This window comes from Bacillus sp. z33 (assembly GCF_058313615.1).
Genome location: NZ_JBZFQN010000003.1, coordinates 206,638 through 233,268, shown reverse-complemented (window position 1 = coordinate 233,268; position 26,631 = coordinate 206,638). Strand labels below are relative to the sequence as shown.

The window sequence follows — 26,631 nt, the reverse complement described above, 5'->3', positions numbered from 1 at the left end:
TTTATATTAGGTTAGTTAATAATTAAGAATGGGAGTAATATAACGAATTGTCCTATTACCCATACAAATTTATATACAAAAAATAATCAGACTTTTAATTTTACATATTATTAAAAACGGGCATCTAACCCCTCCTCACACCATCCTATTGATGACTATTTGCATCTAAGGAAGCTTTTCCTACCTCCCACAGCATGGCCGAGTGTCTCCCTTGATAAAGGTTAGGAGGCATCACCTACATGATCTATCATTAAAAAAGCCCTAAAAACTTACGCTGTCTGACTGGCTGCGGCATTTCTCTCATGATTGCCTGCCCGCTAATGAGTAACTCTGCATTCTCTTCGAAATAATAGATTTGGTCTAATCCGAACTGTTTTTCCAGTTCATCCAATGCTTGATTCATCCAAAACTGTCTGGTTGAGACATTATGTGCATCAGATGCGACAAAATGGATTAAATTTGATGCTAGTAAATCTATTGATACTTTCTTGATTTTCTTGCCAAACTTACCGGCGATACTGCCGCATGTCAGCTGGGTACTGACACCTCTCTGAACAAAGTCATAGAGAAGATTTGGATTTTCGACAATGGCCATATTCCGTTCAGGATGAACTAAAATTGGGTTGATTCCTTTTTGCTGCAGTTCAAAAAATAAAGTATGGGCGTACCTGGGTATATGATTTGAAGGAAATTCAATTAAGAGATAAGAGGAATTGTTTACGGTTTGTATAAAGCCCTGCTCCATATCCTCGAGCAATTCACCATACACCCTGACCTCCTGGCCGGGCAGGACCGTTAATGGAATCTGGCTTTTTTCCAACTGTTCATTTAATCGTTCAACCTCGGGTATTAAATTCAATCTCGTATTTTCGTATGCACCATTTTTATGATGTGGGGTTGCAATGATCGTGTCGATTCCTTCACTGACGGCAAGCCTAGCCATATTCATCGAATCTTCCAAACTCTGTGCACCATCATCCAAACCTGGCAAGATGTGACTATGTATGTCAATCATTTTGTCACGCAACCCCTCACTGTATTTTTTACAATCAATGAATCTATCTTACTTACTTTTAAAGGGAAAGTCTAGGTATTTATCTATTTTTTACCGTAATAATAATACGTATTGTCCTTCATTTTCTTGTTATTGAGAACAGCACCCAGGATTTTAGCCCCAGTATTCAATAATAGTTCTTTTGTTTTGATCGCATCCTCAACCTGTGTCCGTCCGCTGCTCACTACCAGCACGACTCCCTGGCAAAGATTCGCAATGATTTGCGCATCCGTTACGGCTGTAACCGGCGGAGTATCAATAATAATGATATCAAACTCTTCTTTTGCCTTGTTAATCAATTCTGTCATCGCTCTTGATGACAATAACTCAGCCGGATTCGGCGGCAGTGGTCCGCTTGTCAGTACATGCAACCCTAAAGGTTCAACAATCTGTAAGGCCTTTTCAAACTCGATTTGCTTTGTCAATACACTTGTTAATCCCAGGCTGTTCGTAAATGAGAACGTATAATGCGAAGAAGGTTTACGCAGGTCAGAATCTATGAATAACGTCCTTTTTCCCTGCTGGGCGAATACAACGGCAATATTGGCAGCAGTTGTTGATTTCCCCTCTGTTGGGCCTGATGATGTAATCATAATCGTTTGCATTTCTTCGTCTATAAAGGAGAATTGGATATTCGTCCTTAATGTCCGAAATTGTTCTGAAATCGGTGATTTGGGTTCCAAATAGGTCACAAGCTTCCGTTGATTGCTGTTCCCAAGCTGTTTTTTATTCTTACGCGCCACGCTGTTCACCTCTTCCTGATCTCTTCGCTCTTGCCCTTGCTTCCATTTGCACATTGCTTTCTTCAATGACACCAATCACGCCAATAACAGGTAAATCTAAAATTCGTTCAATATCCTGCTCGGTTTTGATCGTATTATCGAAATACTCCATCAAGAAGGAAATCCCTACACCAATCATTAAACCGACGACCATCGCAATCGCTATATTAAGAAGTGGCTGCGGTTTAATCGGTGAAGCATTGTCTGAAACGGTTGCCTTTGCAAGGATGCTGACATTGTCGACATTCATAATATCGACGATTTCTTCTTTGAAAATTTCCGCTGTCGTATTCGCTATTTTTGCAGCCATATGTGGATCCTCGTCTGTAACAGATACATTTACTACTTGAGATTCCTGTTCGCTGGCTACTGTTATTTTAGTTGTGAGCTCACTCGCGGAAAGGTTCAAATCTAATTCCTCAATGACCTTATCCAATATAACCGGGCTCTTCATAATGACATTGTATGTTTCGATGAGTTGCAGATTCGTTTGAACCATGTTTTGACTATATAATGATTCTTCACTCTTTGTTTGATTAACAAGCAGCTGTGTAGAAGATTGATAGATTGGAGTCAAAATAAAAAAGCTGGTTACTCCGCTTATCAAAACTGCTAAAACTGTAATCAAAATGATGAACCATGCACGTTTTTTTAAGGTTTCAAACAAATCCTTCAAGCTGATAGTTTCTTCCATTTCATCCTCCGATTAACATAATATTAAACATTATACAATAAAACGACAAAAATTTATCTGTTTTATGGAAATTTTATTTAATTTTTTCTAATAAATTGTAATATGTAATCTATCTTCCATCAATAAACATTGGTTATATCCTCTAAGTGTGGAAAAATCACCTTTTTCAGATTAATATAAAATTAAGTTAAAAGAAAGTGGAAAAATATTCTCTATTTGTACTTATCTAAAATTTAAACAAATACCCACTCTTAGCACTTATACTGGTCAACCCTTTGCTCTACCTGAACATACACAAACTGGAGTGTATAAAAAATCTTATTTTACAGATCTACGAAACGATTTATACAATGGGATCTAAATCAGCATTCAAGTCAGACTCTTCAAAAAAGTAAAAGTCTGCGGTAAACTGTATCTGAGACTTTCTAATCCCTCTTTTTAGTATTCGTATTCCCTTAAATAGTGTTACGAAGAGGAAGTAAATTGACTCCTTTTTCATAAAAACCATAAAATCAAAATCTTAACTATCATCTGGAGGAAGCACAATGAAATATGTCACGATGTTTATAATCACACTATTCACCATCCTTGTTTTAGTTTTTGGACAAACCTACTGGAGCAATCAAATTGAACAAACCGTTGCAATGGAGAACGGAAAACAGCAACCGGAACCAAAAAAAGAGAAGGAAGTCTCCTCACCTTTTGAGAATATTAAAGATAAAGGACTTAAGAACGCGCTCGAAAAAGCTGTCAGCAAGCATGAAAAAGCGAATATTTTGATTGCGGGCTCAGAAGCATTAGGAAATCAGGATAGTGGATTAGGAAAAACAATCAGTCAGGAATTACAGGAAGCATTCGCGCCGGATGTGGCTGCATCGTTCATAGAGTTTACAGGCACGTCCATTCATTTAATCCAGGAAGGTAGAATCAGTGTTTATCAAGATGCAAAACCCGATATTCTTATTCTCGAAGCCCTAACACTAGCTGATAACGGGGAAGTTGCGGTAGAAGATAATCACGAAAATATATCAACAATCATTCAAGAATTGAAAACCATAAATGAAGATCTTTACGTGATTCTAATGCCCACTCACCCTATTCCAAATGCCACTATCTATCCAAAACAAGTAGAAGCATTGAAGGAATATGCAGCCGAAAATGGAATTACATATATAGATCATTGGGAAGCTTGGCCTGATTATATGAATGAACCTGAATTAATGAAGTACATTAATGAGGATAAAAGTGCTCCGAATGAAAAAGGAATTGAGATTTGGAGTAAAGAGGTTTTTAAATTATTTGGGATATAAGAGATAAATCCAGAGAGTAGTGATTATTCCGCTTCATGGAATAATCCGTTTACTGGAGTACCAGATTAACATTTTGTATTATTAGGAGTTCATTTGAAAATCTTCTTCAACTTAGAAAATGTAGCTTGTCGTAAATGGAACAAAGTGGTTTAAGGGGATAATTTATGGATTATACGAACGCTTATACTATTATAAGGCTACTGGTTGCCATAACTTTTATAGTAGCCTTATTATCTTTGAGATCAAAATTCAGGCCTTATATTACTAATAAAAATATAGATGAGTTAGATACAATTGATCGAAATATGGTCCTTAATCAGATACTTATACATATCTTGTTCTTGTTTGCTGTATTATTTATCATAACAATGACGTTATTGTATCCAGCGCCCCCTACTTCACTAAGTATTACTGATCCTATAGAGAATAATTATGTGCCTTTCTTTATGATTAGCGAACTAATAAGAACAAAACCATTTTATGAAATGGCATATAATATTATTGGAAATATAGTATTATTCATTCCTTTTGGATTCTTACTGCTACTAAAATACGAGAGGATGAAGAAATTTACGCAATGCATTATGGTAGGTTTGAGTTTCTCAGTAGGGATTGAATTGTGTCAGTTACTTCTTCCGCTCAGGCAAACTGATATTGATGATGTGTTGTTAAATACATTAGGAACCATTGTGGGGTACTGTTTGTATACAGGTATTATAACTATCAATAAGAATACCGTTATTAATTAATCCTATTATTATACGAGTTAGCACAATCACCCATATTCTGGGTGTTTTTTTATTGCATGTCATTTGTCAAATCTTCTAAGTTGAAATCTACTATTCTTCTATCTTATTGTAGTATAGGGAGCTTATTGCCCTATGAGCTAACCCCTATAAACCATCAGTTTCTTTTCATTTTTACCGAATGACTTTACATTTGATAGATTCATCCGATGAAAAGAACAGAATAAAGAATAAAGAGGTGAAGATCTTTGGGGAAATACTCTATTAAAGCTGTCAGCCTGTTGATAGCCCTATCATTCATCATTACCCTACTGCCGGAGAAAGCAGATGCTGCCAGCTATTCAGCTAAAGTTAACGCCAGTACATTAAATGTCCGCTCAAAGCCATCTACTGCATCCTCTATCATTGGAAAAATTAAGAAAGGCAAAACGGTAACTGTACAATCTGAGCAAAAAAATTGGAGCAAGATTTCGTACGATAAAAAAACAGGCTGGGTTACCACTTCATACCTAACCAAAACAAAGCCTGCTGCTAGTACAGCTGCTCTTGGTACCTATTATGTGACAGCGACCAGTTTAAATGTTCGCGCCAGCGCAAGTTCTTCTTCAAAAGTGATTGCCTCTGTGAAGAAAAACAACGCTGTGACTCTTCAGCAAAAAAGTGGATCCTGGGGGAAAGTGAAAACCTCCAACGGGAATGTTGGCTGGGTTTCTCTATCCTATCTTTCTACTACTAAACCAGCGACCACCACTGCTAATCTTGGTACATACTATGTGACAGCTACCAGTCTAAATGTTCGCGCCAGCGCAAGTTCTTCTTCAAAAGTGATTGCCTCTGTGAAGAAAAACAACGCTGTGACTCTTCAACAAAAAAGTGGATCCTGGGGGAAAATCAAAACCTCCAACGGGAATGTTGGCTGGGTTTCTCTTTCCTATCTTTCTACTACTAAACCAGCGAACACGACTACTAATCTTGGTACCTACTATGTGACGGCTACCAGTCTAAATGTTCGCGCCAGTGCAAGTACTTCTTCCAAAGTAATTACCTCTGTGAAGAAAAACAACGCTGTAACGCTTCAACAAAAAAATGGATCCTGGGGGAAAGTCAAAACCTCCACCGGCAAAGTCGGCTGGGTTGCGATGCAGTATATCTCAACGAAAAAAGCAGCCAGTACAACTCCAGTAGGACCAGTGGCCAAAAGCGTAAAAGGAAAAGTCATTGTCCTTGATGCAGGTCATGGCGGATCTGATTCCGGAGCCCTTGGTGTGAAGTTAAAAACAAAGGAAAAGGCTATTACTCTTAGTGCTGCCAAGCAATTGGAAACCTTACTAAAGAATGCTGGTGCCACAGTCATCATGACACGCAGCCATGACACGTATATTTCGAAAGAAGCTAGGGCACTTCTCAGTAACTCAAAAAAAGCGGATGCGTTTGTGAGTATTCATTACAACTCGGCAACTAATGTACCATCAGCTACTGGTATAGAAACGTTTTATTATCAAAATAGCAGTCTGGCAAGTGCTATACACGGTGAATTAATTAAAGCTACCGGTTTAAATAATCGAAAAGTTAAACAGGATAGTTTTGTAGTCTTAAAGAATAATAAACAACCATCAGCCCTGCTGGAACTCGGATTCCTCTCGAATCAAACCGAAGAAAAAAAGATATCCCAAACCAGCTACCACAAAAAAGCAGCACAGGGAATCTTAAATGGGTTGAATGTGTATTTCAAACAAAAATAAACTACTTTCCATTCAAAGCCTCCACATCGTTGGAGGCTTTTTGTTTTTCCGCAAAATCCAATCATAACCACATCTTTTGAATACACTAGTGCTGTTCTATCTGCCGTCGGTCAACAGCTTGAGGAAGTACAAGAAACACAAGGAGCTGGCGAATAAGAGCATGTCCTCACAAGAGAGGACAATTACATAATAAATTTGATTGGTTGTAATTTATGCAGGAATAAATGCCGGTTTCTCTCCATTTCGCAAACTTGAGGCTTCTATTCTTGAGATTTAATGAATACTCAATGAATCAGGGAGGAAATACAATTGAATGGCATAATTCTTCTTTTAAAACAAGCTTTCTTTCTCCTAATCTAACAATAAACTAATTTTTATAAAAAATTCTATCGACATCTCATGCCTTTCTGATAGCTGTTTTACATGTTTCCCTATCACTTTTACGCACTTGCTGGCTAACTGTTTAGTTAATGAATAGTATTTGTTGGTATTTGTTTTGTTTCATTATCTTTGTTTTACGGTATAAATAGAGTACAACCAATCCAAATTATGTGTAAAAAAGGAGGACGCAGAAATGAGAATCCGAGCAGGCAGTTGGAGAATGCTTTCCAAACAAGAAAAGATCTTTATCCTGAATGCAGTCAGTCAGCGTCGGATATTTTAATCCTCGCCAATCGGTATTCCGTCACCTCTTTGAATGAGGGACAGAAATAGGTTAAGGATCTTTTCCCCCTTTCACCTCAAAACAACTTAATAAATCAGCCATCTTTTATATAAGCCTACCCACTTTTCCTCAATCATTGCATGCAAGTAACCGATCATCCGTACCTTGACGGGTGATTATTTTATTTCTGTTCATTAATCGATTGACTAATTTAACCTTCTAGATAATCTGGCTGTAAATATACTACCTATATAGGTGCAAAGCCGTCTTACATACCATGAAAAAAATTACGGACATATTAGTTGAAAATTCGTTCAAAATGCCGATATAGTTAATGGTAATTGACCATTACTTAATACCCAATCCAAAAAAAGGTGGTGTGAAAATAATGAAGAATCAACAAGGAGCCCCTCTCTATAAAATATCCCTGATTATCCTGCTTTCTATCCTTTTATTCGTTTGCGTTTATTACATAAAAGGCCCCTTTCATAACAAGGATGCTCTAATCAAAGAGGTTGAATCTGCACTTGCCGATCAAGATGCACTTCAGCTTTCCCAAGTTTTGACCTCATCTGATGAAAACCTGGTTATTAACGAACAAAATACGAAAATCCTGCTTGATTATCTCCAAAAAAACCCTGAATACACTCAATCCCTTCTGACTGTTCTAAACGAGCAATCCCGTTACTATGATGACGCAGAAACATCCGAAAATGGAAACGAACCGCCCCGGATTGAAGGATTTTTAACACTGAAAAAGGAAACCCACTCCTGGCTCCCGAACAGCTATACAATTGAAATCGATCCCGTCTATCTGACCGTCAGGACGAATTCCAAACACGCCTCATTAAGGGTGAATGGAGAACAAGTCATAAAAGCTAACGAAGTCATATACAAAAAGAAAGTCGGCCCCCTTCTACCTGGAGAATATAAAGTAGAAGCCACCCTAAAAACAAACGATACAAACATCAACGAAAAAAAACAGGTTGTTTTGTGGAATAGTGATGAAGATATAAGCCTGAATTTAAAAAGCGAGGAAATTGGATTGGAATCAACCTCTGGAGATTAATAAAATCTCCCAAGTAAGCATACTGGATTAAATAATACAAAAGACTCAGATTAAGCAGGAATGATTGTTTCCTGCTTTTTTATATAAACTCAAGTCCAAATTCACTTTTAACAGGCATCATCATTTATATAATTTATGATGAGTCTTCCTCTTCAGTCTCCGATTGAGACGAATCCGTATTTCTCCACCATTTCAATTTCCAATTGAACTCAGAAGTACCGTGATGAGATAAAAACTTCGACCCATAGCTTTCTTTATTCACGAGTAAATACTCATATTTTACTTGTCTGATTCGAATGTATTTATACTTTTTTATTAAAATATTAATCTCTCATAAATAGGCATATGTAATCACGAAAGGATATTAAGGATTAGATATGATTGGTATTAAGTGTAATTTAAAGTCTTCTCTCTGCCAAAATTATTTGTAGTATAAGATCCATTTAATCAATACAGTAAAAACGAAAATACAGAGAGATATTTAATCCCTCTGTATCATAAAAACATTATGTTAATGTAGATTTTGTACTATAAAGAGTCGGTAATTCTGCTACTGTGTTTTTTACTTTGTACAGGGTTGGCAGTTCCGCTACTGTGTTTTTCACTTTATACAGTGTCGGTAATTCCGCTACTGTGTTTTTTACTTTATAAAGAGTAGGCAACTCTGCTACTGTATTTTTCGCTTTATATAATGTTGGCAACTCTGCTACTGTGTTTATTTTGTATAGGGTTGGGAGCTCAGCTACTGTGTTTTTTGTATTATACAAGGTTGGTAGCTCTGCTTCACTCTTAAATGGTAAAACGCTAGATATGATTAATACCACTAACAGACCAATACCAACTAATAAAATGCTCTTTTTCATACATATAATCTCCTTTTCATACTATTTTTTATAAGTGTAATAGATTTCTTTATATCCTTATTAAAACACAGTTCAAATATCTACCAAAATTGTTTAATCAAGGACTTTTGACACATTTTATATAGAATACACGATGAAACATTAACTATTCACAAAAAATATAACTCTAGGAATATTTTAAAGGGGAGGGGAAAAGCTTGGATTTCTCCGCAATTGGACAGAGGATTAGAGAACTTAGGAAATCCTTACAACTTTCACAGGAACAATTAGCTGAGGGCATTTGTACCCAGGCACAGATTAGTAAAATTGAAAAAGGCGATGTATATCCATATGCTAATACGTTATATTTAATCTCCCAAAGATTAGGTGTCGATGTCAACTACTTTTTTGAGATTGGGTCCACACCGAGGCTGGATTATGTGAATGAAGTAGCCAGGCAACTGAAAATAGCCAGAAAAAAATTGAATTATGACGATATGTTTAAAATCATAAAGGCCGAGGAAAACAATCCTCTTTTTACACAAAACGGACGAAATCAGCAAATCATTCTTTGGCATAAAGCCATATGCGAAGATGCTATTCATCAAAATCCAGAGAAAGCAATTGAATTGCTCCAGGCCGCCATTAACATTACACATAAATTAGAAAAAGTGTGGACTGAAAGAGAAATTGAGTATTTATTATCAATGGGAGCTGTCTATTTTAGAAATAATCAAGTTGAAAAAGCACTAGAGATTTTTACAACAGCAAAAAATCACTTAACACACCTGACATTTATAAGCGATAATACCCTTATGCCCCGACTAAATTACAATATTGCCAGAGTATATACACGGCAAAATGAATATGAAAAATCCATATCTATTTGCAAGCAGGGGATACAATTCTGTATTGATAAAGATAACCTCTTTCCGATTGGCGAGCTTCATTACCAAATCAGCTACAATTACGAAAAGCTCGGGGAAGTTCCAAAAGCCTTTTCTTATTTAAATAAAGCTATTATGATATTTGAATTACTTGAACTAGAGACCTATCTGGCCTTTTTAAATGAAAAGAAAACCAGCATGGTTGCTAAGTATGAATTCAATAAAATGACTGATCATGAAACTAATCTTCCAACTATTAAGTAAGTCTGGCTCATTATAAAAAAATTATTCAATTTAAATACAGTATTCCACAGCCTTAGGTTGTTTGCCTTTTTTTAAAGAAACCCAAATAAATAGCCTCTTTGGATAAAACAGAATTTTTTCTGCCATCCGCAAAAGGCTTATTTTTTCCATTTATTCAGTTCACGATTATATCGTAACAATCTTCGCACCTGTTGAAGGTGCTGCGTAAATATTTACTTTTCCAAATGAGCTTGTCTGAATGGTATACACATCTTTTTGGGGATTTCCAATTATTTCATAAGTTAGGCCGCCGTATTTTTTAGGATTAAGAAAGCCAACTTCATTTCCTACAGTTGGTGGTTTAGACAACGGATAAACACGCCATGAGTCTACACCGGATGGTAAAACTACAAACCTCTTCTTCGGAGCCGGCGACACATTTTTATCTATATAGTTTCGTGGATTCACTGCATTTGTTTTATTGCTGTTCCATCGACCTTTATGAATCTCGAAGTGAAGATTCTGGCCAGTGGCATTTCCTGTGGAACCCATATATCCAATTACTGTCCCCTGTTTGACTGTATCACCTACTTTATACTTTCTGGAATTTCGTCGCATATGACCATAAACGGTTTCGAATGTTTGTCCTTGTATATTATGCACAATGAAAATAACTTCTCCATAGGTTGTAGAGGAATACGAACGACTAACCACTCCATCTGCGGAAGCTTTTACAGATACATTGCCAGACATTGCAATATCCACCCCAAAATGCTGACCGGGTATAAACCCCTGTGTATAGCTACCAAGTGACGGTTTAATAAAATCCATTTTTTCCTCTCCTCCTGCTTGTCTACCATATCTTTATGCGGACAAGCAGAGAACGGATTGGGTAGTTGCGTATATACAAGCATAAGATAAGAGCCTGTTTTTCAACTGACATGAAAAACAGGCTCTCTAAATTATTGGGGATTTCGATATCTTTTCCATAAAAAATATAAGGCGATTCCTGTTAATCCCCCGACTGTATCAATGATCACATCCTGAAAGAGCGGAGTTCGTTCACCCGTAAATGACTGGTGCCACTCATCGGAGCAAGCATACAAAAATACGAGTCCCAATGTAATCGCCGTGATTTTTCCTGCCCGCTGCACCCATATCCTAACGATACTTGCCAATACGAAAGCCATCACTAAGTAAACGCTGAAATGGGCACCTTTCCGGATGAAAAACTCAATAAAACCTGGCAATCCGGCTGCTTCCACACTGATCTCTGTACCAGCATACGTAAAGTTAATTTTCGAAAGCAAGGCCACTACCGAATCGGGTAGATTCAAGTTCTCACCTAACAGTGGCTGGATATTTTGTTTAGAATATGGCTGTGAGGAAGAGTAAAATACGACTCCCACAATCACCAATAAAGGTATTAAACGGTATATAATCTTTTTTCTAGTATTATTCATATTCCTATCCTAGCGGAATTCATCGATCAGGTAAATGCTAAAGAATCAAATAATGGCCATTTTCTATTAATCAATCGATTGATTAATAGAAAATTATTGTTAATGGTGTACTTTTTTGTAGCTAATGTCCATAAAAGGGCATTAAAATACTAAAGTTAATAACAATTGGGCTGTAACAAACATTCCAAGGATGACCAGTACCCACCCTATAGGATTAGCTCTTTTAAACGCGATTTCATTCATATAAATGAAATATATAGTAGCTAGGGCTACTGAGACTAAAAGGAACCACATTGATACTTACCCTAATTGTGGGTATGAGTTATGTAAAAGGGTGCCAAAAAACGATAGGAACATCACGACGTTCATGATTGATAAAAAAGTCATGTCTCTTACAAATCGTTTCCTTGCTCGCACATCTTCTCTATTCTTCAAATGATATCACCTCCGTTTCATGCCTATCATTCTACATTCTCAGAGAATTTTCCTTCAAAATAAGGAAGTCATTTTACTTAGCTTTTATAAATAATGATTACTCTATCCCATATAAAAAGGCCAAATCCCGCCTTCTCAAGCGGAATTTGGCCTTTTATGAAATTATGCCATGTTGGCTAGTTGATGATCTTGGTATCGAATTTTTTGAATTCCAATGACGTCCAGGAATTTTTTGATTTCATTGATTGCGGCTGTTTTATGTCCGTCCATGATAACTAGATCCGTGACAAAGGCAATTTTCGGGTAGTTTGTTTCACGCTTTTTTGGGTTTAGCATCGGCTTTTCTTCAATAAGTTGAGCATCCATTTCCTCTTCGCAGGTCAGGATAACCGCTTCACCTATTTTCGTGTTTTCCCGGTCAAACGAGAACGAAAATTCAATAGAACACTCACCGTCTATAAACTTTGGTTGTACTTTTACGTTTAAATCCACTATGCCCAGCCTCCTTCATTGGTTATTTGTTCCCAGTTTAACAGGAGTACCATTGATGGTGGTCTGGCCATTTAGGGGCAAAATATGTATTGGACTGCATGTTCATGCAGTCATGCTCGTTCATTTGTCTTTTTTTATAACTACAGGAATATTCCTAGATGAATATTTTGTCTATCCTAATCCTACTCCTCACCTCCATTATATTCCATATGCTTTCTTAAAATCCTTTTAATTCGTTCTAGTTCATCTGGACTGATTACTTCATAAAAGATCCCATTTATTTTCTCCGCTGTGCCCTCCATATCGATATGACCGATATCCTGTACGGCCTCCTGGTAGTTATTTTTTATTTTAATCATCTCTGCTAAGGTGATATTCGTTTTTACATTATTCATCAGAGTGGTGGCGATTTTATCATAGTTCGTTAAGCTGTGAATATTGGCACCCGTTTGAATGACCTCTTTTATGACCTCACGCTGCCGCTTCTGCCGTCCTTCTTCCCCATTCGGCTCCAGTTGGCGCATACGCATATAGGCCATTGCCTCTTCTCCATTCAGCCGGATTTTACCTGTAGCAAAATGTTGGCCATCATATGTAAATTCCAATTGATTTTCGACCGTAATGCCTCCGATGGCATCAACCAGATCCTCCACTCCACCCGTATTAATGCTTACATAATAATCGATTGGAATGTCTAATAAATCCTCGACCGTCTCCATTGACAGTTCAACTCCACCTGTTTGATACGCATGGCTGATTTTATCCCATGTCCCGGACCTTGCCACTTGCACTCTTGTTTCCTGCGGTATACCAAGCATTTTAATCGTATGTTTCCCTGGATTAACGGTTATGACCATCGTCGTGTCTGTTCGGCCATTCGGTTCAATCCCAAGCAGCAATATTGAAAAGGGGTCTTTTTGGGTTAAATTGACCTGTTCTTTTCTCAGGGATGATTTGCGTTCTTCCAATGGATCTGATATCGCTTGAAATGCTCGATAAATGGGGTATCCCACAATCAGTATAATGATCATTACGAGCCCGGTGATCCATATCCATCTGTATTTCTTTCGCTTTTCTGTACCTCTATTTACATTCATCGCATTCTCTTCTTTTGATTTTTATCTTTAGTCTTCTACTTCCTGCTCCCTTTTCATACGTTTTTTTGGCCAGTTTTGTTACAATTAAGAATAAACTTGGTTAAACTGTCTCGTAAGGAGAATGATGTATGCAGGAGCAACTAAAATTCTATGGGGAGCGTATTTCGGACATTCTCTCCCCAAAATCAATTAATGACGTTAATTTAGTTTCGAAGGGATTGGTTCTTTATCGTCAGGGGGCGGTTGGGAAGCTATCGGTTGATGGGGATCTCATTCATGGTATCGTACAGGACGTAACAAAGGTAAACGTCACATTGGATTTGAGTTTTCCCAGCAATAGCTCGTGTTCGTGCCCGGCCATTGACCTTTGTCGGCATCAGCTTGCTGTTTTCTTCGCTGCCTACAGTAAGGAAGCCAGTGTAACCGAATGGGTGGATAACTGGAAGAACAAGGAGAATCCTTTGTACCGTTTAAATAAATCACTTGAAAATGGGCCTGTCTTTAAGGATAAAAGCCTACCTGCTAAACCGGATCATCAGTACAGTTCCTGGAAGGAATTCTTTATCCGTTCTGCGCGGGAAGAGTTGATGATTCCACCTTTCTTTATGGCCGGGATGAACCGATCTGCGTCTAATTATCAACGTGTGATTCAGCGCAGCGAGCCATCCAACCGTCAGTGGGTGCCTTTATATCGCAGTATTGCGTATTACATAGGCTTAATTCATTTATTTGATCTTCAGGGTGACATAAAGGATCATTTCCAGGAAGAGACGCTGGATACGATGATTCACGAACTATTTTTAGCCTTTAAGGATGAGGTCCATCGGTTCGAGTCGTCCATACGGCCATTTGATTCTGAGGAGTTTATCCAATCCTGGATTGCTGAAACGAAACAGCTGACATCAGGAGATATTAAAGGCGGATATTATCGCTGGGAGATCTATCGCCTAGTATGGTCCACGATCATCACGACAAAAGAAGAGCGTACGGCTGAACTTGAACGTTTATCTGCCAAACTTCCAACTCTCAACAACTCTTTTCAGATTGAGTTAACCTATTGGATGATGATTCATTTATATATGATTGATGGTAAGGATGAGCATGCCTTAGCATGTCTGAATAAACAGGGGTCCATCGCATGCTATTTCCTTCTCTTTACATTGGAAGAAATGCTGGATGCTAAGGAACATGCGCGAATGATTCCTTTTGTTGAATTCTTTTCGAAAAATATCAGGTCCTATTTATATGACTATCAGACTCAGGAGTATAAGCGAACGCGCTTTTTATATAATGCCCTGCAGATTATTCGTCCATTTTGCTCTGCTGTGAAACGTTTCGATTTACTCGAGCGTATACTCAGGGAAACGATTCCTTATTCCCTTATCCCTTATTCACATTACTTATATGAGAAAAAGGAGTATAAAAAATGGGTCGAGCTCCAGGTTGCCGAACGAGTCGACGTCCTGTATGAATGGGCCAATCAAACGAAGGTCATTCAAAAGGAACAGCCTGAAGTCCTCCTTCCCATTTTTCATGTGCAGGTGATCAACCTGATTGCGGCTAAAAATCGTTCCTCCTACCGGGAAGCGGTCCGTTATTTAAAAAAACTGCGGACGATTTATAAAAAAATGAAGCAAGTGAACATGTGGGATTCCTATATTCACTATATTAGTGATACGAATAAGCGATTACGTGCTTTTCAGGAAGAACTAAAGAAAGGAAAGTTAATTGATGCAGCTGATTGAGACTCTTCACATTCAAATTGAATTACTTGAAGGCGGACGCGTCTTTATTTACGGAACGGATGAGGGTGAGCCTGTTCCTGCCGAATTATGGGCGACTAGCTTCTTTCTTTGGGACGCGGATAGTTTCTATGGAACGAAAGTGAATATTGAAACGCTTGATGGCAAAAGCGGCGTCCTGCTCTCCGCACATAAATGGATGAAGGTGCTCGCAGAAGAGCCTTTCAACAGCTTTATCAATTGGTCCTGGTCCAATTGGGCCTCCATCTGTTTAGCCTTGGCGCAATCCTTATATGAAACGGTAGAAAATGACACGGTTATGCCTGATTTTAGCGCTACCAATCCAGGGGCCATCACATTCCCTCTCCCTCAGGAAATCCTTGAGGACTTTCAGGACTCCTTCTGGGAACAGGAAATGGCCAGACATGAGGGTGACGGCACGACAACCATCACAGTTCGAAGCTTTGCAGAGGAATGGTTAAATGAAGCGATTAAAGATCGTCCCGGCAATCATCGGGTAGGTGATTTACTACATCTATTTGCCGAGAAAAATATTTCCACAGTGGCTCTCAGCCGCTTTTTTGACAGGGACCGCTGGGAAATCTGGACCGGTGCCAAAGAAAATGAATTACCTTTTACGCTCGGTATGCGCCTGAGCGAGCCTGATTTTGCCGCGGGGGATGAGGTTGACCAGTGGAAGCTTGAACCGTTTATACGCGGTAAGCGAAATGAAGACCATTTTTTCCTTTGGGAAGATCGCACTAAAATTCCGTTTGCCTGGAGGAAGTATTTGGAGAAAGCTGAAGAGGAAATCGCCCGCTGGAAGGACCTGTTCCCGTGGATTAACGATATCGTCACAGAGGATCAGGCCTGGGATTTCTTAACGGATGCCTCAGAAGTCTTGCATATGCTCGGTGTTGAAATATTATTACCATCGTGGTGGCAAGCGATTAAGGATGCCAAAATATCCATGAAAGCGAAAGTGAAAAACTCACCAAGCCGGAGAAAATCATTTGTGGGCATGAACGCTCTGCTCGACTATAATTGGCGTTTCTCCGTTAATGGCGACGAGGTTTCTGAAGAGGAATTCAACAAGCTGGTCGAGGAAAAGCGGAAGCTCGTCTATATACAGGGCCGCTGGGTGAAACTGGACCCTGCCCTGATGAGACGGATGCAGGAGTTAAAGAGGGAAGCAGATGAGCGCGGACTGCGCATTAATGATTTACTTCAGCAGGAACTTGCACAGGATGAAGACCTTGAGGATGAAAATGAAGCAGATTATGCACGAATCCAATTCGAACTGAACAGTGACCTAAGGCGCTTTATGACACGAATTAACTCGCTGAAGGATATCCCGCTCATTCAGGTACCGTCGGCCTTCCAAGGCGAATTACGGCCGTATCAGCAACAGGGAATGAGCTGGTTGATGTTCTTACGTGAATATGGATTTGGCGCCTGTCTGGCCGATGATATGGGTCTAGGGAAGACAATTCAGCTTATCGGCTACTTGTTAGCAGTCGAGGCGAAGAATGGACCGGCGAAATCTCCTTCCTTAATTGTCTGTCCCACTTCCGTACTTGGGAACTGGCAGAAGGAAATTGAAAAATTCGCTCCATCCATGAACGTCCACTTGCACTACGGACCTTCCCGCATGAAGGGTGAACAGTTTAAGGAAGGGCTTGGCAATGCCGATGTGGTCCTGACTAGCTTTGGACTGATTCATCAGGATGAGGAAGACTTTTTATCCATGCACTGGAATGCGGTAGTGCTTGATGAAGCTCAAAATATCAAGAATTCCCATACCAAGCAATCCCGCTCAGCCCGTAAGCTTGAAGGGAACCATCATATTGCCTTAACAGGGACTCCGATGGAAAATAGGCTGAGTGAGCTGTGGTCTATTTTTGATTTTACCAATAAAGGGTATTTAGGCTCTCAAACGCAATTTGATAAAACCTTTGCCGGGCCAATTGAACGGAATGGCGATAAGAAAAAGATTGTCACCTTACAGAAGCTGATTCAGCCATTCCTGTTGCGGAGAACGAAAAAGGATGAAGAGGTCGCCCTTAATCTGCCTGATAAATTGGAGCAAAAGGAATTTATCAGTCTGACAACCGAGCAGGCCGCTTTATACGAACAGCTTGTTAAAGATACGCTCGAGAAAGTTGAAAGCTTAAGCGGATTTGAACGGAAAGGACTTATTTTGCAAATGCTGACCAAGCTGAAGCAAATCTGTAACCATCCCGCCCTTTATTTAAAAGAAGAAGCACCAAAACATATTCTCCATCGCTCCGGCAAAATGGAGAAGCTAATCGAATTGCTTGATATCATTTACGAACAAGACGAGAGTGTGCTCATTTTCACCCAGTATATTGAAATGGGCAACATGATTAAACAAATTGCAGAACGCCGTTACGGCCATGTCGTCCCATTCCTGAACGGCAGCTCCGGTAAGAAACAACGGGATACGATGGTGGCAGATTTTCAGGAGGGCAAGTTCCCGATTCTTCTGCTTTCCCTGAAAGCCGGTGGAACCGGACTTAACCTAACCGCGGCCAACCATGTTATCCACTATGATCGCTGGTGGAATCCAGCCGTTGAAAATCAGGCCACCGACCGCGCCTACCGGATTGGGCAAACCCGTTTTGTGCACGTGCATAAGATGGTCTCCTCCGGCACACTCGAGGAAAAAATCGACGTCATGCTCGAGAAAAAACAATCGCTTAACGACGAAATTGTCCAAAGTGACAACTGGATCACTGAGCTATCCTCAGATGAATTAAAGGATTTACTCGTGTTAGAAAGATAAGTTACGGAGATAAAAATGAATACAGGTGGAGATAAACTAAACTCGTTTTTCTCCACCTGTTTTTTGTTTTGTGGATTGGTGAGGAGCGCTGGCCTATGAGATCATCCCACTTCGTTCAATAGGAGGTTCTCTCTCCTTTCAGCCCACTTTTACGGGATATTAATCCTTACATTTTCTTCGTTTTTCTCAACATTTTTTGACGTACTGTAATGTGAATGTTTAGTCAGGGCTTGGCATATACTGAAATACACTAGGGTTGACAGCCAGATTAATGAACAGGAGGTGCTTGTATTCATGATAGCTGAAGAAAAACCATCTCTTGAACGTACAGTAAGTCACCCTGCCAAATTGGCCAAGACCATTTTACGTAACCATTCAAAGATCCTTTCAGATTTTCAGCTGAAGCAAATCCTCCACTTACTTCATGACGATTATACCTATTTAGGAATGACGGTTTCCATTTACGATCATCCAGATCAAGTTATCACCGATCGCAGGAATTATGGGAAGGAATTTATGGATGATGGGTGTTATGAGGATGCATTAAACGGCACATTGGGCGGATATCATAAACATGGAAAGATTGCTTTGTTCCCCTTTAACCACACGGTGAAAAACAAAAAATATGAGTGCGGCCTTATGCAGCTTTTTTTACTGCAGGATCTCTTTCATGAAATACGCCATGCTTACCAGCGTGTCCATATGAAAAAGCACTATAATAGGCCCTATATTAATACGGACAGCAATGGCTATCAATCACAATGGGTTGAACGTGATGCCAATATGTTTGCTCAAAGAATGATGGAAAAGTATCGGGATACTATTAATACTCTATTGAACATAGTCTTCTTATGGCAAAGCTGCTGGGGACGTTTTTATGTAACCAACATCCATCCATCATGCATATGAAAAGGAGACCTATAAAAAGGCCTCCTTATTTTTTAGATTTTATCAAGCATTAACTCGCCTAATTTACGAATCATGTCTCCACGGCTGATTACACCAACAACTTCACGATTATCATTGATGACGGGTATTTTTTTAAAGTGGTGGGTTGCGAGCAGTTTAAGGATATCCTCGAGTTCATCTTCTTCGCGTACAAAGATTACTTTTTTAGTCATAATTGCTTTGGCTGGAGATTCACTTTTTGATTTTAAGGTTTCATCCAACTCCTCTATGTAGGTCACATAATAAGAAATGAATGCTTTCGGATTCAAATATCTCAGGACATCCCCATCTGAAATAATCCCTAACAGTTTATTATTCTGATCTACTAGAGGAAGTCCTCCGATTTTATGTTTCATCAGTACTTCCAGCAATGTTTTTACACTTGCATCTTCATTTAAGCTAATCACGTCTTTAATCATAAAATCTTTTGCTTTCACCTTAAAACCCTCCAGGCTGTAAATCTAGATTATGTATCTTTATTATTTTACCAATAATTTCATATGAATTTCTAATAGAAATTTACCCTGAATCTTATAAATTATCCCAAATCCTGAAAAAAGCCGCGCATTGGCGGCTATCGAGAGGGTGTACTTCATTATTTGTATTGGAGGTATTTTGCCTGTAGGTTATGTTAATGGAGGAATTAATGTTCATGGAGCTGATACGTTTGTTCACATAATTGATATTGCAATTCCTTCATACTCGATAATTCTTTCATGAGTATTTGGAGGGTTTGTTCAATTCTCCTTAAATCCGATTCATTGCTGGATACTCGGCTATTCACACTGCCAACGATTCTGATTAAATCTGCGATTAACTCACGCTCATTCATAGGATAGGTGCTGTGTCTGCTTCCAGATTGCTTTCTGGATTCACATGATTATCTTCCACTCGTTTACGATCTAAGAAATTTACACTTTCCACGATAACTTCTGTTACATACGTACGTTTCCCTTCAGGATTTTCATAGTTACGTGTATGAATCCTGCCAACAATACTGATTACAGAGCCTTTTTGACAATAAGAAGCTGTATTTTCGGCCGCTCGATTCCAAATCGTGCAGTTTACAAAATCCACTCCGTATACTCCATCTGCATTCTTAAAATTCCGGGTAACGGCCAAGGTAATATTGGATACAGCTTTTCCTTCCGGTGTATAGCGCAGATCAGGTTCTTTAGTGAGCCTGCCTACGAGCGCAACTTGATTCAACATCCTCTTCACCTCTCTTTTAGGTAGCTTACAGGGGTATCATAAAAGATTCGCCGCTAAAAGTAAAAAAGAGAATTTGGGACTTTGAAAGAATATTCTAGATTATTTTTCCTCTTTCCCTATGTAAATGTTGTATTCTTACTGGCTTTTTTTGATTTGTGATTTATTTAACAAACTTTTCGACAAACACAATATGTATTATTTCTTATTTTTACCATGTTATACTTAAGTTACTTTAAATTAATCATTGGAGGTAAGTTGATGAAAACCTTTAAACTCGTTTCCTTGCAGTTACTTCCAGAAAATCAGATTCCGGCAGATTTACGTCTTTTGGATGGATTAATTATTAATAAAGAAAATGAAGCCAGCACTTGGCTTATTGAGGTACTGGTTAATTATGATCAGTTCCATCTTTTTGAAACAGTCACCGCTGATCTTGATGAGTTTACAGTCAGCTGTGTTATCACAAAGAAAGAAAACATCCCCGCCTATTTTAACGCTACCATCGCCGCTGTCCGCAAAATGGATCAATTCGTCAGCATATTACTACGAGCAAAAATTAGAAATCGCAGAAGGGAAATGGCTGAATTCCTGCTGGATACGTTAGTTGATGAGGGATACAACGGAGAAGAACTAAAACTAGCCTTTAAAGAAAGTTTACGCGAACAAGGTACTTTATATAAAAAGAAATAAAAACTGGCGGGTTCAACCCGCCAGCTCTTCAGTCTTAATTGTTTCTGTCGTCCTTTTTATTGTTATTATTATCAAGGATGTCATTCGCATCTCGATCTGCATCATCAAGAATGTCATCGCCACCATCTCTTATGTCTGTATCTATGCTGTTATTACCCAAATCCGAACCATCTCTTCCACTATTATGGTTGGTTCCATTATTACCGTTGGTACCTTGACCACTATTCATTCCATTTCCATCCGTGCCTTTATTTGTATCTACACCATTATTGTTATTTTCCTCTTGGTTCATATTGTTATCTTCAGGAGGAGGGTTATTATTGTCGTTATTATTACAACCCACCATTAACACGGATGCCAAGGCAACCCCCATAATCGCTTTAAAAAACTTCTGCATTCGGCATGCTCCTTTCATACTTTTGTGGACCTCAATAGGTCTTTTTTAGAGTACCCAGAAGAAGCCAGATTATGAAGGTACAAAAAAAGCAGGCCCAAGCAAAAGGACCTGTCTAAAAAGGGAGAAGTGATATGGATATCCACGTGCCGGCGTTTTCCACCAGCTAATACTCTTTTAATAGCACATTCAGGTAAATTCTAAACATTTTTCTGGAAATTCCCTTTTATTTAGCCTTGCATCGAATCAGATCTAAACGAGAGGAACTTCTCATTAATGAAAATATCACAAGTTGAACATATTAAAGATATAACCGATTGGCAGCATGCAGCAAAAAATAAAAAAGAACACAAAAAAGCAGAGACCTGCTCTGAATTGAACCCTAAAAATTAACATTTATTGGTACAGTCCATTCAAATTAGTCATCTGCTTATGATTTATTCTTTTTTGAAAAGGAGTAAACGTTACTGTTGATCACCTAAAGCAAACGTAATTTCAGCTTCACAAGCCAATTCACCATTAACCGTCGCTCTCCCTATCCCTTTACCAATCGGACCGCGTACTCTGGTTAATTCCACTTCCAGATGCAGCTGATCGCCCGGACGCACCTGTCTTTTAAAACGGCATTTATCGATTCCCGCAAAAAAAGCAAGCCTTCCCTTATTCTCCTCTTTAATCAGAACAGCGACCGCTCCCACCTGAGCCAATGCCTCCACAATCAGCACGCCAGGCATAACCGGATAATCCGGAAAATGCCCATTAAAAAACTCCTCATTCCCCGTCACATTCTTCACACCCACTGCCCGTTTCCCTTCCTCAACCTCCAAAATCCGATCCACCAACAAAAACGGATACCGATGCGGAATAATCTCCTTAATCTGCTGAATATCTAACATAAAAATTCCCCCTTATAATTAAAAAGCTGAGACGACTGTTCAGGAGCGACAAGCATAAGACGAATACTCGGAAGGAGGGTTCTTCTCCTGCAGAGTATTTGCTTATGACTCGAGCTCCTAGGAGTCGAAGCTAGATTGCATAAGAAGCTGAAGGGCCTTGCTCAGGAGTGAGGAGCATAAGACAAAGGCATGGAGGGATGCTCTCCCCCGCAGTGGCTTTGCTTATGTCCCGAACTCCTAGGCCCTGAAGCTAGATTGCATAGAAAATCTGAAGGGCCTCGTTCAGGAGCGACAAGCATAAGAGGAAATGCATAGGGAGTGCTCTTTCTCTCCCACAGCAGCTACACTTATGTCTCGAGCGACTAGGCCCAGAAGCTAGTTTCCGTAAAAAGTTGTAACGGCGGTAGTCCCATCCCTACTTGTGGCATGACCACTATTTCCAAACCCATTTTGTCCCTCGAACCATTCAACATCCCATCTAAATAAAAAAACAGGAAGGGGACTTTTTGCCTTCCTGCCCGTATTATTTACCTTGGTCCGGAGTATCTTTATTAACAAGATCTCCGATATGGGTCCATGTAGATTTCTTGAATACATCCAATGCTTTCCCATCACCCATGACGGAATATCCTACCATGGCTCCTCCAGCGAGTGCCATGAACACAAGCACAAGGACAATTATAATACGAGCCCAAAGTGGCACTAACCGGATTCTGACCTTTTGGTCTTTATCCAAGTTTTTTTTCTCTATCTGACTATTAGGTTCAGACGCCGCCTGCTCACTCTTATTTTCCAACACTTGCATTCTTTTGCTCCTTTAACGAATCCCGTTGACCAATCCCATCATCTGATCGGCCATGCTAACTGTGCGCGATTGAAACTGGTAAAGCCTTTGAGTTTGCATCATTTCTGTCATCTCTGTACTCATATCGACATTAGATTGCTCCAGATTTCCTTGCATTAGGGAAATCTGACCTCTCGTAGCACCCGTTAGCTGGGTATAGATGTCATTTTCTGTTACATTTAATTGTGCCATATTTTTCGGAAGAGCGAAAGTATTATTATTTTTCATCTCCATAAATTGAGGTTTTTCCATAGAAATGATACCTAAATTAAATGATTGCATCCCGTTTTCAGTCGAGACATTAAGCTGGCCATTCTCGGTAAACTTTATGTCGGTCGGTTTGCCGTTTATCCTAATTTCCTGGTTATTCTCGTCTAATACCAAATGGCCATTGGAAGTGACTAAACGCATTTGGTCAGAACCTGGAGTGACTGGGCTCAGATTAAAAGCTCCATCTTTTGTAAAGCGAAGCTCTCTGCTATTTCCGTCTGTGGCACGAATGGAGAAAAACAAATTTTCATTTGTAAGGGCGACATCTAAATCACGTTCCGTTTTTTGCAGATTCCCTTGTGCCAAATTCAACTGAGACTGGCTCATTTTAGCCCCTACTCCTACACGGATTCCATTTGGTGTTAATCGTCCTTTTTCTTTTTCCACGCGCTCCTGATTATTGAATTCCTGAGCCAGCATGTCTGAAAAATATGTTTCCTTCTTTTTAAAGCCCGTCGTCGATGAGTTCGAGATATTATCGGAAACTGTCTCCAGTTTCTTTTGCAGCTGCCCCATCGTATTGGACGAGGTGATCATCATTCGATTCATTCTCTTTAGCCTCCTATTCAATGAGCTAAGGAAACGTCAAAGCTTTCCTATTTCATTCACTGTTTTTTGCATGCTCTGATCATAAGCTTGTACCATTTTTTGATTGGCTTCAAATGTACGATAGGCAGCCATCATATCCGTCATCGTTTTAGATGAATCTACATTGGACTGTTCAATAGATCCCTGTTGAATAGCAAATTGAACATCATTTACTGTATAGGCAGAAGGTAGTTCCCCTTCATTGAATCGGAATAATCCATCGCCTTCTTTTATCAGCTGTGCAGATGGGTTCGAGCTAAAGCTCATTCCAATCCGTCCGTTTGCTACCGTTCCCTCTGAAATCTCACCTTCAGAGCTGATCGCAAAGTTTTCGGAGTTTAAAAGGATACGCTCCCCGTTTTCATTCAGAACATAGTACCCATTCGACGTTGTTAAATGCCCTGAGCCGTCAAGCGTAAAATTACCGTTTCTCGTATATCTCAATCCCTCGGGAGTTTCAATTGTATATAAAACAGTACCTGTCTGATTCGTTTCAGGATCAGTTGGCATGGATTGATCCACAATCGCCATGTCAGTACTATTATCCGTTGTTTTCAAATCCCCTTGTGAAAAGGATGGAATGGTCTCTTGTAAATAAACTCCTGTATTCAGGGAGCCCACATATTTCGATTTTTGGACCGATAATGACTCTTCAATGGGAAGATTCACTTTCTCATAACTACTAAGCAACATAGCTGGAAAGGCGCGTACGCTTGATTGATCTTCTTTATACCCGACTGTATTGGCATTGGCTAAATTATTGGAAAGAAGCTCCGTTCTCCGTTGCTGCGCGAGCATACCGGATGCTGCCGTGTAAAATCCTTTAAACATTCCCCCACCTCCAAAAAGGCTAATAAACACCCATATTACCATTATATAGGTAATAACTTTATTAGATACGGACTTTATTCCTAAAAATCACGATCTCATCATGATTAGTGAATATATATACAAAAAGACCGGCTTTATTTAAAGCCAGCCTTTCCCTCTTGTATGTTGTTAGATTAATTTACGGCGAGTCATGCGATCAATATTATCCAGCATCATACCTGTACCAATCGCAACGCAGTCCATTGGATTTTCTGCTATTAAAACAGGCACCTTTAATTCTTCGGCCAATAGCATATCCATTCCGTGAAGTAAGGCACCGCCGCCAGTCAAAATCACTCCGCGGTCAATAATATCAGCAGATAATTCTGGAGGTGTTTGCTCTAATACAGATTTTGCTGCATGAATTATGACTTGTATCGATTCACGCAATGCCTCTTCGATCTCTTTTGAACCAACCGTGATCGTTTTTGGAAGACCTGTAACCATGTCACGTCCGCGAATATCAATCGTTTCATTACGGGAATCTTTAAACACAGTTGCTACTTTTATTTTAATATCCTCAGATGTGCGCTCTCCGATTAAAAGTTTATATGTACGTTTAATATAATTCAGGATTTCTGCATCAAATTTGTCACCAGCCATTTTTATGGATGCTGATGTCACAATATCGCCCATTGACAATACTGCGATATCCGTTGTTCCTCCACCTATGTCAATGACCATGTTCCCGCTTGGCTGGAAGATATCCATGCCTGCGCCAATCGCTGCCACCTTTGGCTCTTCCTCAAGGTAGACCTTTTTACCGCCGCTCTTCTCTGCTGCTTCACGAATTGCCTTTTGTTCCACGCTTGTAATATTAGTTGGACAGCAAATCATGATGCGTGGCTTTGATAAAAATCCTTTTACGTCCAATTTGTTAATAAAGTACTTTAGCATAGATTCCGTTACATCAAAGTCAGCAATTACGCCATCTTTCAACGGACGAATGGCTATAATATGCCCTGGAGTACGCCCAACCATACGACGGGCCTCTTCTCCAACAGCTAATACACGGTTCGTATTTTTATCCAGAGCTACAACGGACGGCTCATTCAGCACTATTCCCTTGCCCTTTACATATATAAGTACGTTTGCCGTACCCAAATCGATTCCAATATCTTTCGAAAACATAAACTTAAATCCTCCTCAAGGAACACGACTGTTTCCTTCTACTGTACTAATTAAAAATTTTATCATATTTTGTAGAACAAAAGGAACTATGTTACCAAAAAAATTGGGATATATAGGAACCACATGAGTAATATGACATAAATTTAAAAGGCCGTTGATTATTCTCCGGCCCCTCCCTACTCCTTATTCCATTACTTAACCGGTTCTTCCTCTGTTTTTTTGTATTTCTGCTTTGTTGCTTCTCCGCCTCGTAAATGCCTGATTGATTTATGATAATCAAGTATCTCCTTAACCTCATTAGCCAATTCCGGATTTATATCTGGCAGTCGCTCAGTCAGATCTTTATGGACAGTACTTTTGGAGACACCAAACTCCTTCGCTATTACACGAACTGTTTTTCTCGTTTCCACGATATACTTTCCAATCTTGATAGTTCTTTCTTTGATGTAATCGTGCAATTCCCTCGCCCTCCCTATTTTTTTGAGAAGTACGAGATGGAGATTCGCTGTGCTGAAGCCATAAGTATGATTTTTTTTATATAAATGAGTAATTTCTCTTCATCGATTCCTGATATGATTTAACGAGTCCTCACCTCTGGCATTCTCTATGTGTCAGGTTTTTAAAAGTTTATTAGCTTGGTTCCACTTTTATGCACGAAACCTACATTAAGGACGAGTCTTTTACGTTTTTTATTGAATGTATATATATTCGACAAACAAT

27 protein-coding genes are annotated in these 26,631 nt (G+C 39.3%); 9 read left to right on the top strand and 18 right to left on the bottom strand.

What is annotated here, in order from left to right; translation table 11 throughout:
• Positions 1-250: 250 nt before the first annotated feature.
• The 3 genes from AC4G3L_RS12980 to AC4G3L_RS12970 form a co-directional block, all read right to left on the bottom strand.
• Positions 251-1,015, bottom strand: a complete 765-nt coding sequence (locus tag AC4G3L_RS12980; protein WP_491077406.1) for a tyrosine-protein phosphatase — start codon at positions 1,013-1,015, stop codon at positions 251-253.
• 83 nt (positions 1,016-1,098) lie between these two features.
• Complete coding sequence (locus AC4G3L_RS12975; RefSeq protein WP_491077405.1) at positions 1,099-1,797, bottom strand: CpsD/CapB family tyrosine-protein kinase; 699 nt, start codon at positions 1,795-1,797, stop codon at positions 1,099-1,101.
• On the bottom strand, positions 1,787-2,530 hold the full coding sequence (locus AC4G3L_RS12970) for a YveK family protein (protein ID WP_491077404.1): 744 nt from the start codon (positions 2,528-2,530) through the stop codon (positions 1,787-1,789). Before AC4G3L_RS12970 ends, AC4G3L_RS12975 begins: the two co-directional genes overlap by 11 nt.
• Before the next feature lie 545 nt (positions 2,531-3,075).
• Between AC4G3L_RS12970 and AC4G3L_RS12965 the strand changes: the two genes are divergently transcribed.
• The 4 genes from AC4G3L_RS12965 (at position 3,076) to AC4G3L_RS12950 (ending at position 8,061) form a co-directional block, all read left to right on the top strand.
• Positions 3,076-3,840 carry an SGNH/GDSL hydrolase family protein gene (locus AC4G3L_RS12965; protein WP_491077403.1) on the top strand — a complete coding sequence of 255 codons (765 nt, stop codon included), beginning with the start codon at positions 3,076-3,078 and terminating at the stop codon, positions 3,838-3,840.
• Between the two features lie 164 nt (positions 3,841-4,004).
• A complete protein-coding gene (locus AC4G3L_RS12960) occupies positions 4,005-4,589 on the top strand; it encodes a VanZ family protein (protein ID WP_491077402.1) in 585 nt (194 codons plus the stop codon).
• A 245-nt stretch (positions 4,590-4,834) separates the two neighbouring features.
• Positions 4,835-6,328, top strand: coding sequence for an N-acetylmuramoyl-L-alanine amidase family protein (locus AC4G3L_RS12955; RefSeq protein ID WP_491077401.1), 1,494 nt, complete (start codon positions 4,835-4,837; stop codon positions 6,326-6,328).
• 1,052 nt (positions 6,329-7,380) lie between these two features.
• On the top strand, positions 7,381-8,061 hold the full coding sequence (locus tag AC4G3L_RS12950) for a TcaA second domain-containing protein (RefSeq protein ID WP_491077400.1): 681 nt from the start codon (positions 7,381-7,383) through the stop codon (positions 8,059-8,061).
• Positions 8,062-8,567: 506 nt separating this feature from the next.
• On the opposite strand, the gene AC4G3L_RS12945 is transcribed toward AC4G3L_RS12950, so the two are convergent.
• Positions 8,568-8,924 carry a hypothetical protein gene (locus AC4G3L_RS12945; protein WP_491077399.1) on the bottom strand — a complete coding sequence of 119 codons (357 nt, stop codon included), beginning with the start codon at positions 8,922-8,924 and terminating at the stop codon, positions 8,568-8,570.
• Between the two features lie 197 nt (positions 8,925-9,121).
• Between AC4G3L_RS12945 and AC4G3L_RS12940 the strand changes: the two genes are divergently transcribed.
• Positions 9,122-10,054: a helix-turn-helix domain-containing protein gene (locus AC4G3L_RS12940; protein ID WP_491077398.1), complete on the top strand. Its 933-nt coding sequence runs from the start codon at positions 9,122-9,124 to the stop codon at positions 10,052-10,054.
• 165 nt (positions 10,055-10,219) lie between these two features.
• On the opposite strand, the gene AC4G3L_RS12935 is transcribed toward AC4G3L_RS12940, so the two are convergent.
• From AC4G3L_RS12935 to AC4G3L_RS12920, 4 genes are all read right to left on the bottom strand, one after another.
• Positions 10,220-10,864, bottom strand: a complete 645-nt coding sequence (locus AC4G3L_RS12935; RefSeq protein ID WP_491077397.1) for a M23 family metallopeptidase — start codon at positions 10,862-10,864, stop codon at positions 10,220-10,222.
• A 131-nt stretch (positions 10,865-10,995) separates the two neighbouring features.
• Complete coding sequence (locus AC4G3L_RS12930) at positions 10,996-11,496, bottom strand: VanZ family protein (RefSeq protein ID WP_491077396.1); 501 nt, start codon at positions 11,494-11,496, stop codon at positions 10,996-10,998.
• A 597-nt stretch (positions 11,497-12,093) separates the two neighbouring features.
• Positions 12,094-12,423 (bottom strand): hypothetical protein, encoded by a 330-nt coding sequence (locus AC4G3L_RS12925; protein WP_491077395.1) that lies wholly within the window; start codon positions 12,421-12,423, stop codon positions 12,094-12,096.
• A 182-nt stretch (positions 12,424-12,605) separates the two neighbouring features.
• Complete coding sequence (locus tag AC4G3L_RS12920) at positions 12,606-13,520, bottom strand: LCP family glycopolymer transferase (RefSeq protein WP_491077394.1); 915 nt, start codon at positions 13,518-13,520, stop codon at positions 12,606-12,608.
• Positions 13,521-13,648: 128 nt separating this feature from the next.
• Here AC4G3L_RS12920 and AC4G3L_RS12915 point away from each other — a divergent pair, with 128 nt between their 5' ends.
• From AC4G3L_RS12915 to AC4G3L_RS12905, 3 genes are all read left to right on the top strand, one after another.
• Complete coding sequence (locus AC4G3L_RS12915; RefSeq protein WP_491077393.1) at positions 13,649-15,265, top strand: SWIM zinc finger family protein; 1,617 nt, start codon at positions 13,649-13,651, stop codon at positions 15,263-15,265.
• Positions 15,252-18,068: a DEAD/DEAH box helicase gene (locus AC4G3L_RS12910; protein WP_491077392.1), complete on the top strand. Its 2,817-nt coding sequence runs from the start codon at positions 15,252-15,254 to the stop codon at positions 18,066-18,068. Before AC4G3L_RS12915 ends, AC4G3L_RS12910 begins: the two co-directional genes overlap by 14 nt.
• 294 nt (positions 18,069-18,362) lie before the next feature.
• Complete coding sequence (locus AC4G3L_RS12905; RefSeq protein WP_491077391.1) at positions 18,363-18,977, top strand: DUF3920 family protein; 615 nt, start codon at positions 18,363-18,365, stop codon at positions 18,975-18,977.
• 32 nt (positions 18,978-19,009) lie between these two features.
• Here AC4G3L_RS12905 and AC4G3L_RS12900 read toward each other — a convergent pair whose 3' ends face one another.
• The 3 genes from AC4G3L_RS12900 to ssb all read right to left on the bottom strand — a co-directional run bounded on the left by AC4G3L_RS12900 (position 19,010) and on the right by ssb (position 20,228).
• Complete coding sequence (locus tag AC4G3L_RS12900) at positions 19,010-19,453, bottom strand: CBS domain-containing protein (RefSeq protein ID WP_491077390.1); 444 nt, start codon at positions 19,451-19,453, stop codon at positions 19,010-19,012.
• 206 nt (positions 19,454-19,659) lie between these two features.
• A complete protein-coding gene (locus tag AC4G3L_RS12895; RefSeq protein ID WP_491077389.1) occupies positions 19,660-19,848 on the bottom strand; it encodes a hypothetical protein in 189 nt (62 codons plus the stop codon).
• Positions 19,845-20,228: a single-stranded DNA-binding protein gene (gene ssb, locus AC4G3L_RS12890; protein WP_491077388.1), complete on the bottom strand. Its 384-nt coding sequence runs from the start codon at positions 20,226-20,228 to the stop codon at positions 19,845-19,847. The genes AC4G3L_RS12895 and ssb overlap by 4 nt, the downstream gene beginning before the upstream one ends.
• Before the next feature lie 258 nt (positions 20,229-20,486).
• Here ssb and AC4G3L_RS12885 point away from each other — a divergent pair, with 258 nt between their 5' ends.
• Entirely contained in the window at positions 20,487-20,918 is a 432-nt protein-coding gene (locus AC4G3L_RS12885; RefSeq protein WP_491077387.1) for a YwpF family protein, read from the top strand.
• A gap of 34 nt (positions 20,919-20,952) precedes the next feature.
• Here AC4G3L_RS12885 and AC4G3L_RS12880 read toward each other — a convergent pair whose 3' ends face one another.
• The 7 genes from AC4G3L_RS12880 to spoIIID all read right to left on the bottom strand — a co-directional run bounded on the left by AC4G3L_RS12880 (position 20,953) and on the right by spoIIID (position 26,369).
• Entirely contained in the window at positions 20,953-21,315 is a 363-nt protein-coding gene (locus AC4G3L_RS12880) for a hypothetical protein (RefSeq protein ID WP_491077386.1), read from the bottom strand.
• Between the two features lie 461 nt (positions 21,316-21,776).
• Positions 21,777-22,208, bottom strand: a complete 432-nt coding sequence (gene fabZ, locus AC4G3L_RS12875; RefSeq protein ID WP_491077385.1) for a 3-hydroxyacyl-ACP dehydratase FabZ — start codon at positions 22,206-22,208, stop codon at positions 21,777-21,779.
• Positions 22,209-22,731: 523 nt separating this feature from the next.
• The gene (locus tag AC4G3L_RS12870; protein ID WP_491077384.1) at positions 22,732-23,013 is read right to left on the bottom strand and encodes a DNA-directed RNA polymerase subunit beta; all 282 of its coding nucleotides are present in this window, start codon (positions 23,011-23,013) and stop codon (positions 22,732-22,734) included.
• Positions 23,014-23,025: 12 nt separating this feature from the next.
• Positions 23,026-23,871 (bottom strand): flagellar hook-basal body protein, encoded by an 846-nt coding sequence (locus tag AC4G3L_RS12865; protein ID WP_491077383.1) that lies wholly within the window; start codon positions 23,869-23,871, stop codon positions 23,026-23,028.
• 36 nt (positions 23,872-23,907) lie between these two features.
• Entirely contained in the window at positions 23,908-24,741 is an 834-nt protein-coding gene (locus AC4G3L_RS12860) for a flagellar hook-basal body protein (RefSeq protein WP_491077382.1), read from the bottom strand.
• Between the two features lie 168 nt (positions 24,742-24,909).
• A complete protein-coding gene (locus AC4G3L_RS12855; RefSeq protein WP_491077381.1) occupies positions 24,910-25,911 on the bottom strand; it encodes a rod shape-determining protein in 1,002 nt (333 codons plus the stop codon).
• Between the two features lie 191 nt (positions 25,912-26,102).
• Positions 26,103-26,369 (bottom strand): sporulation transcriptional regulator SpoIIID, encoded by a 267-nt coding sequence (spoIIID, locus tag AC4G3L_RS12850; protein ID WP_491077380.1) that lies wholly within the window; start codon positions 26,367-26,369, stop codon positions 26,103-26,105.
• Positions 26,370-26,631 lie beyond the last annotated feature (262 nt).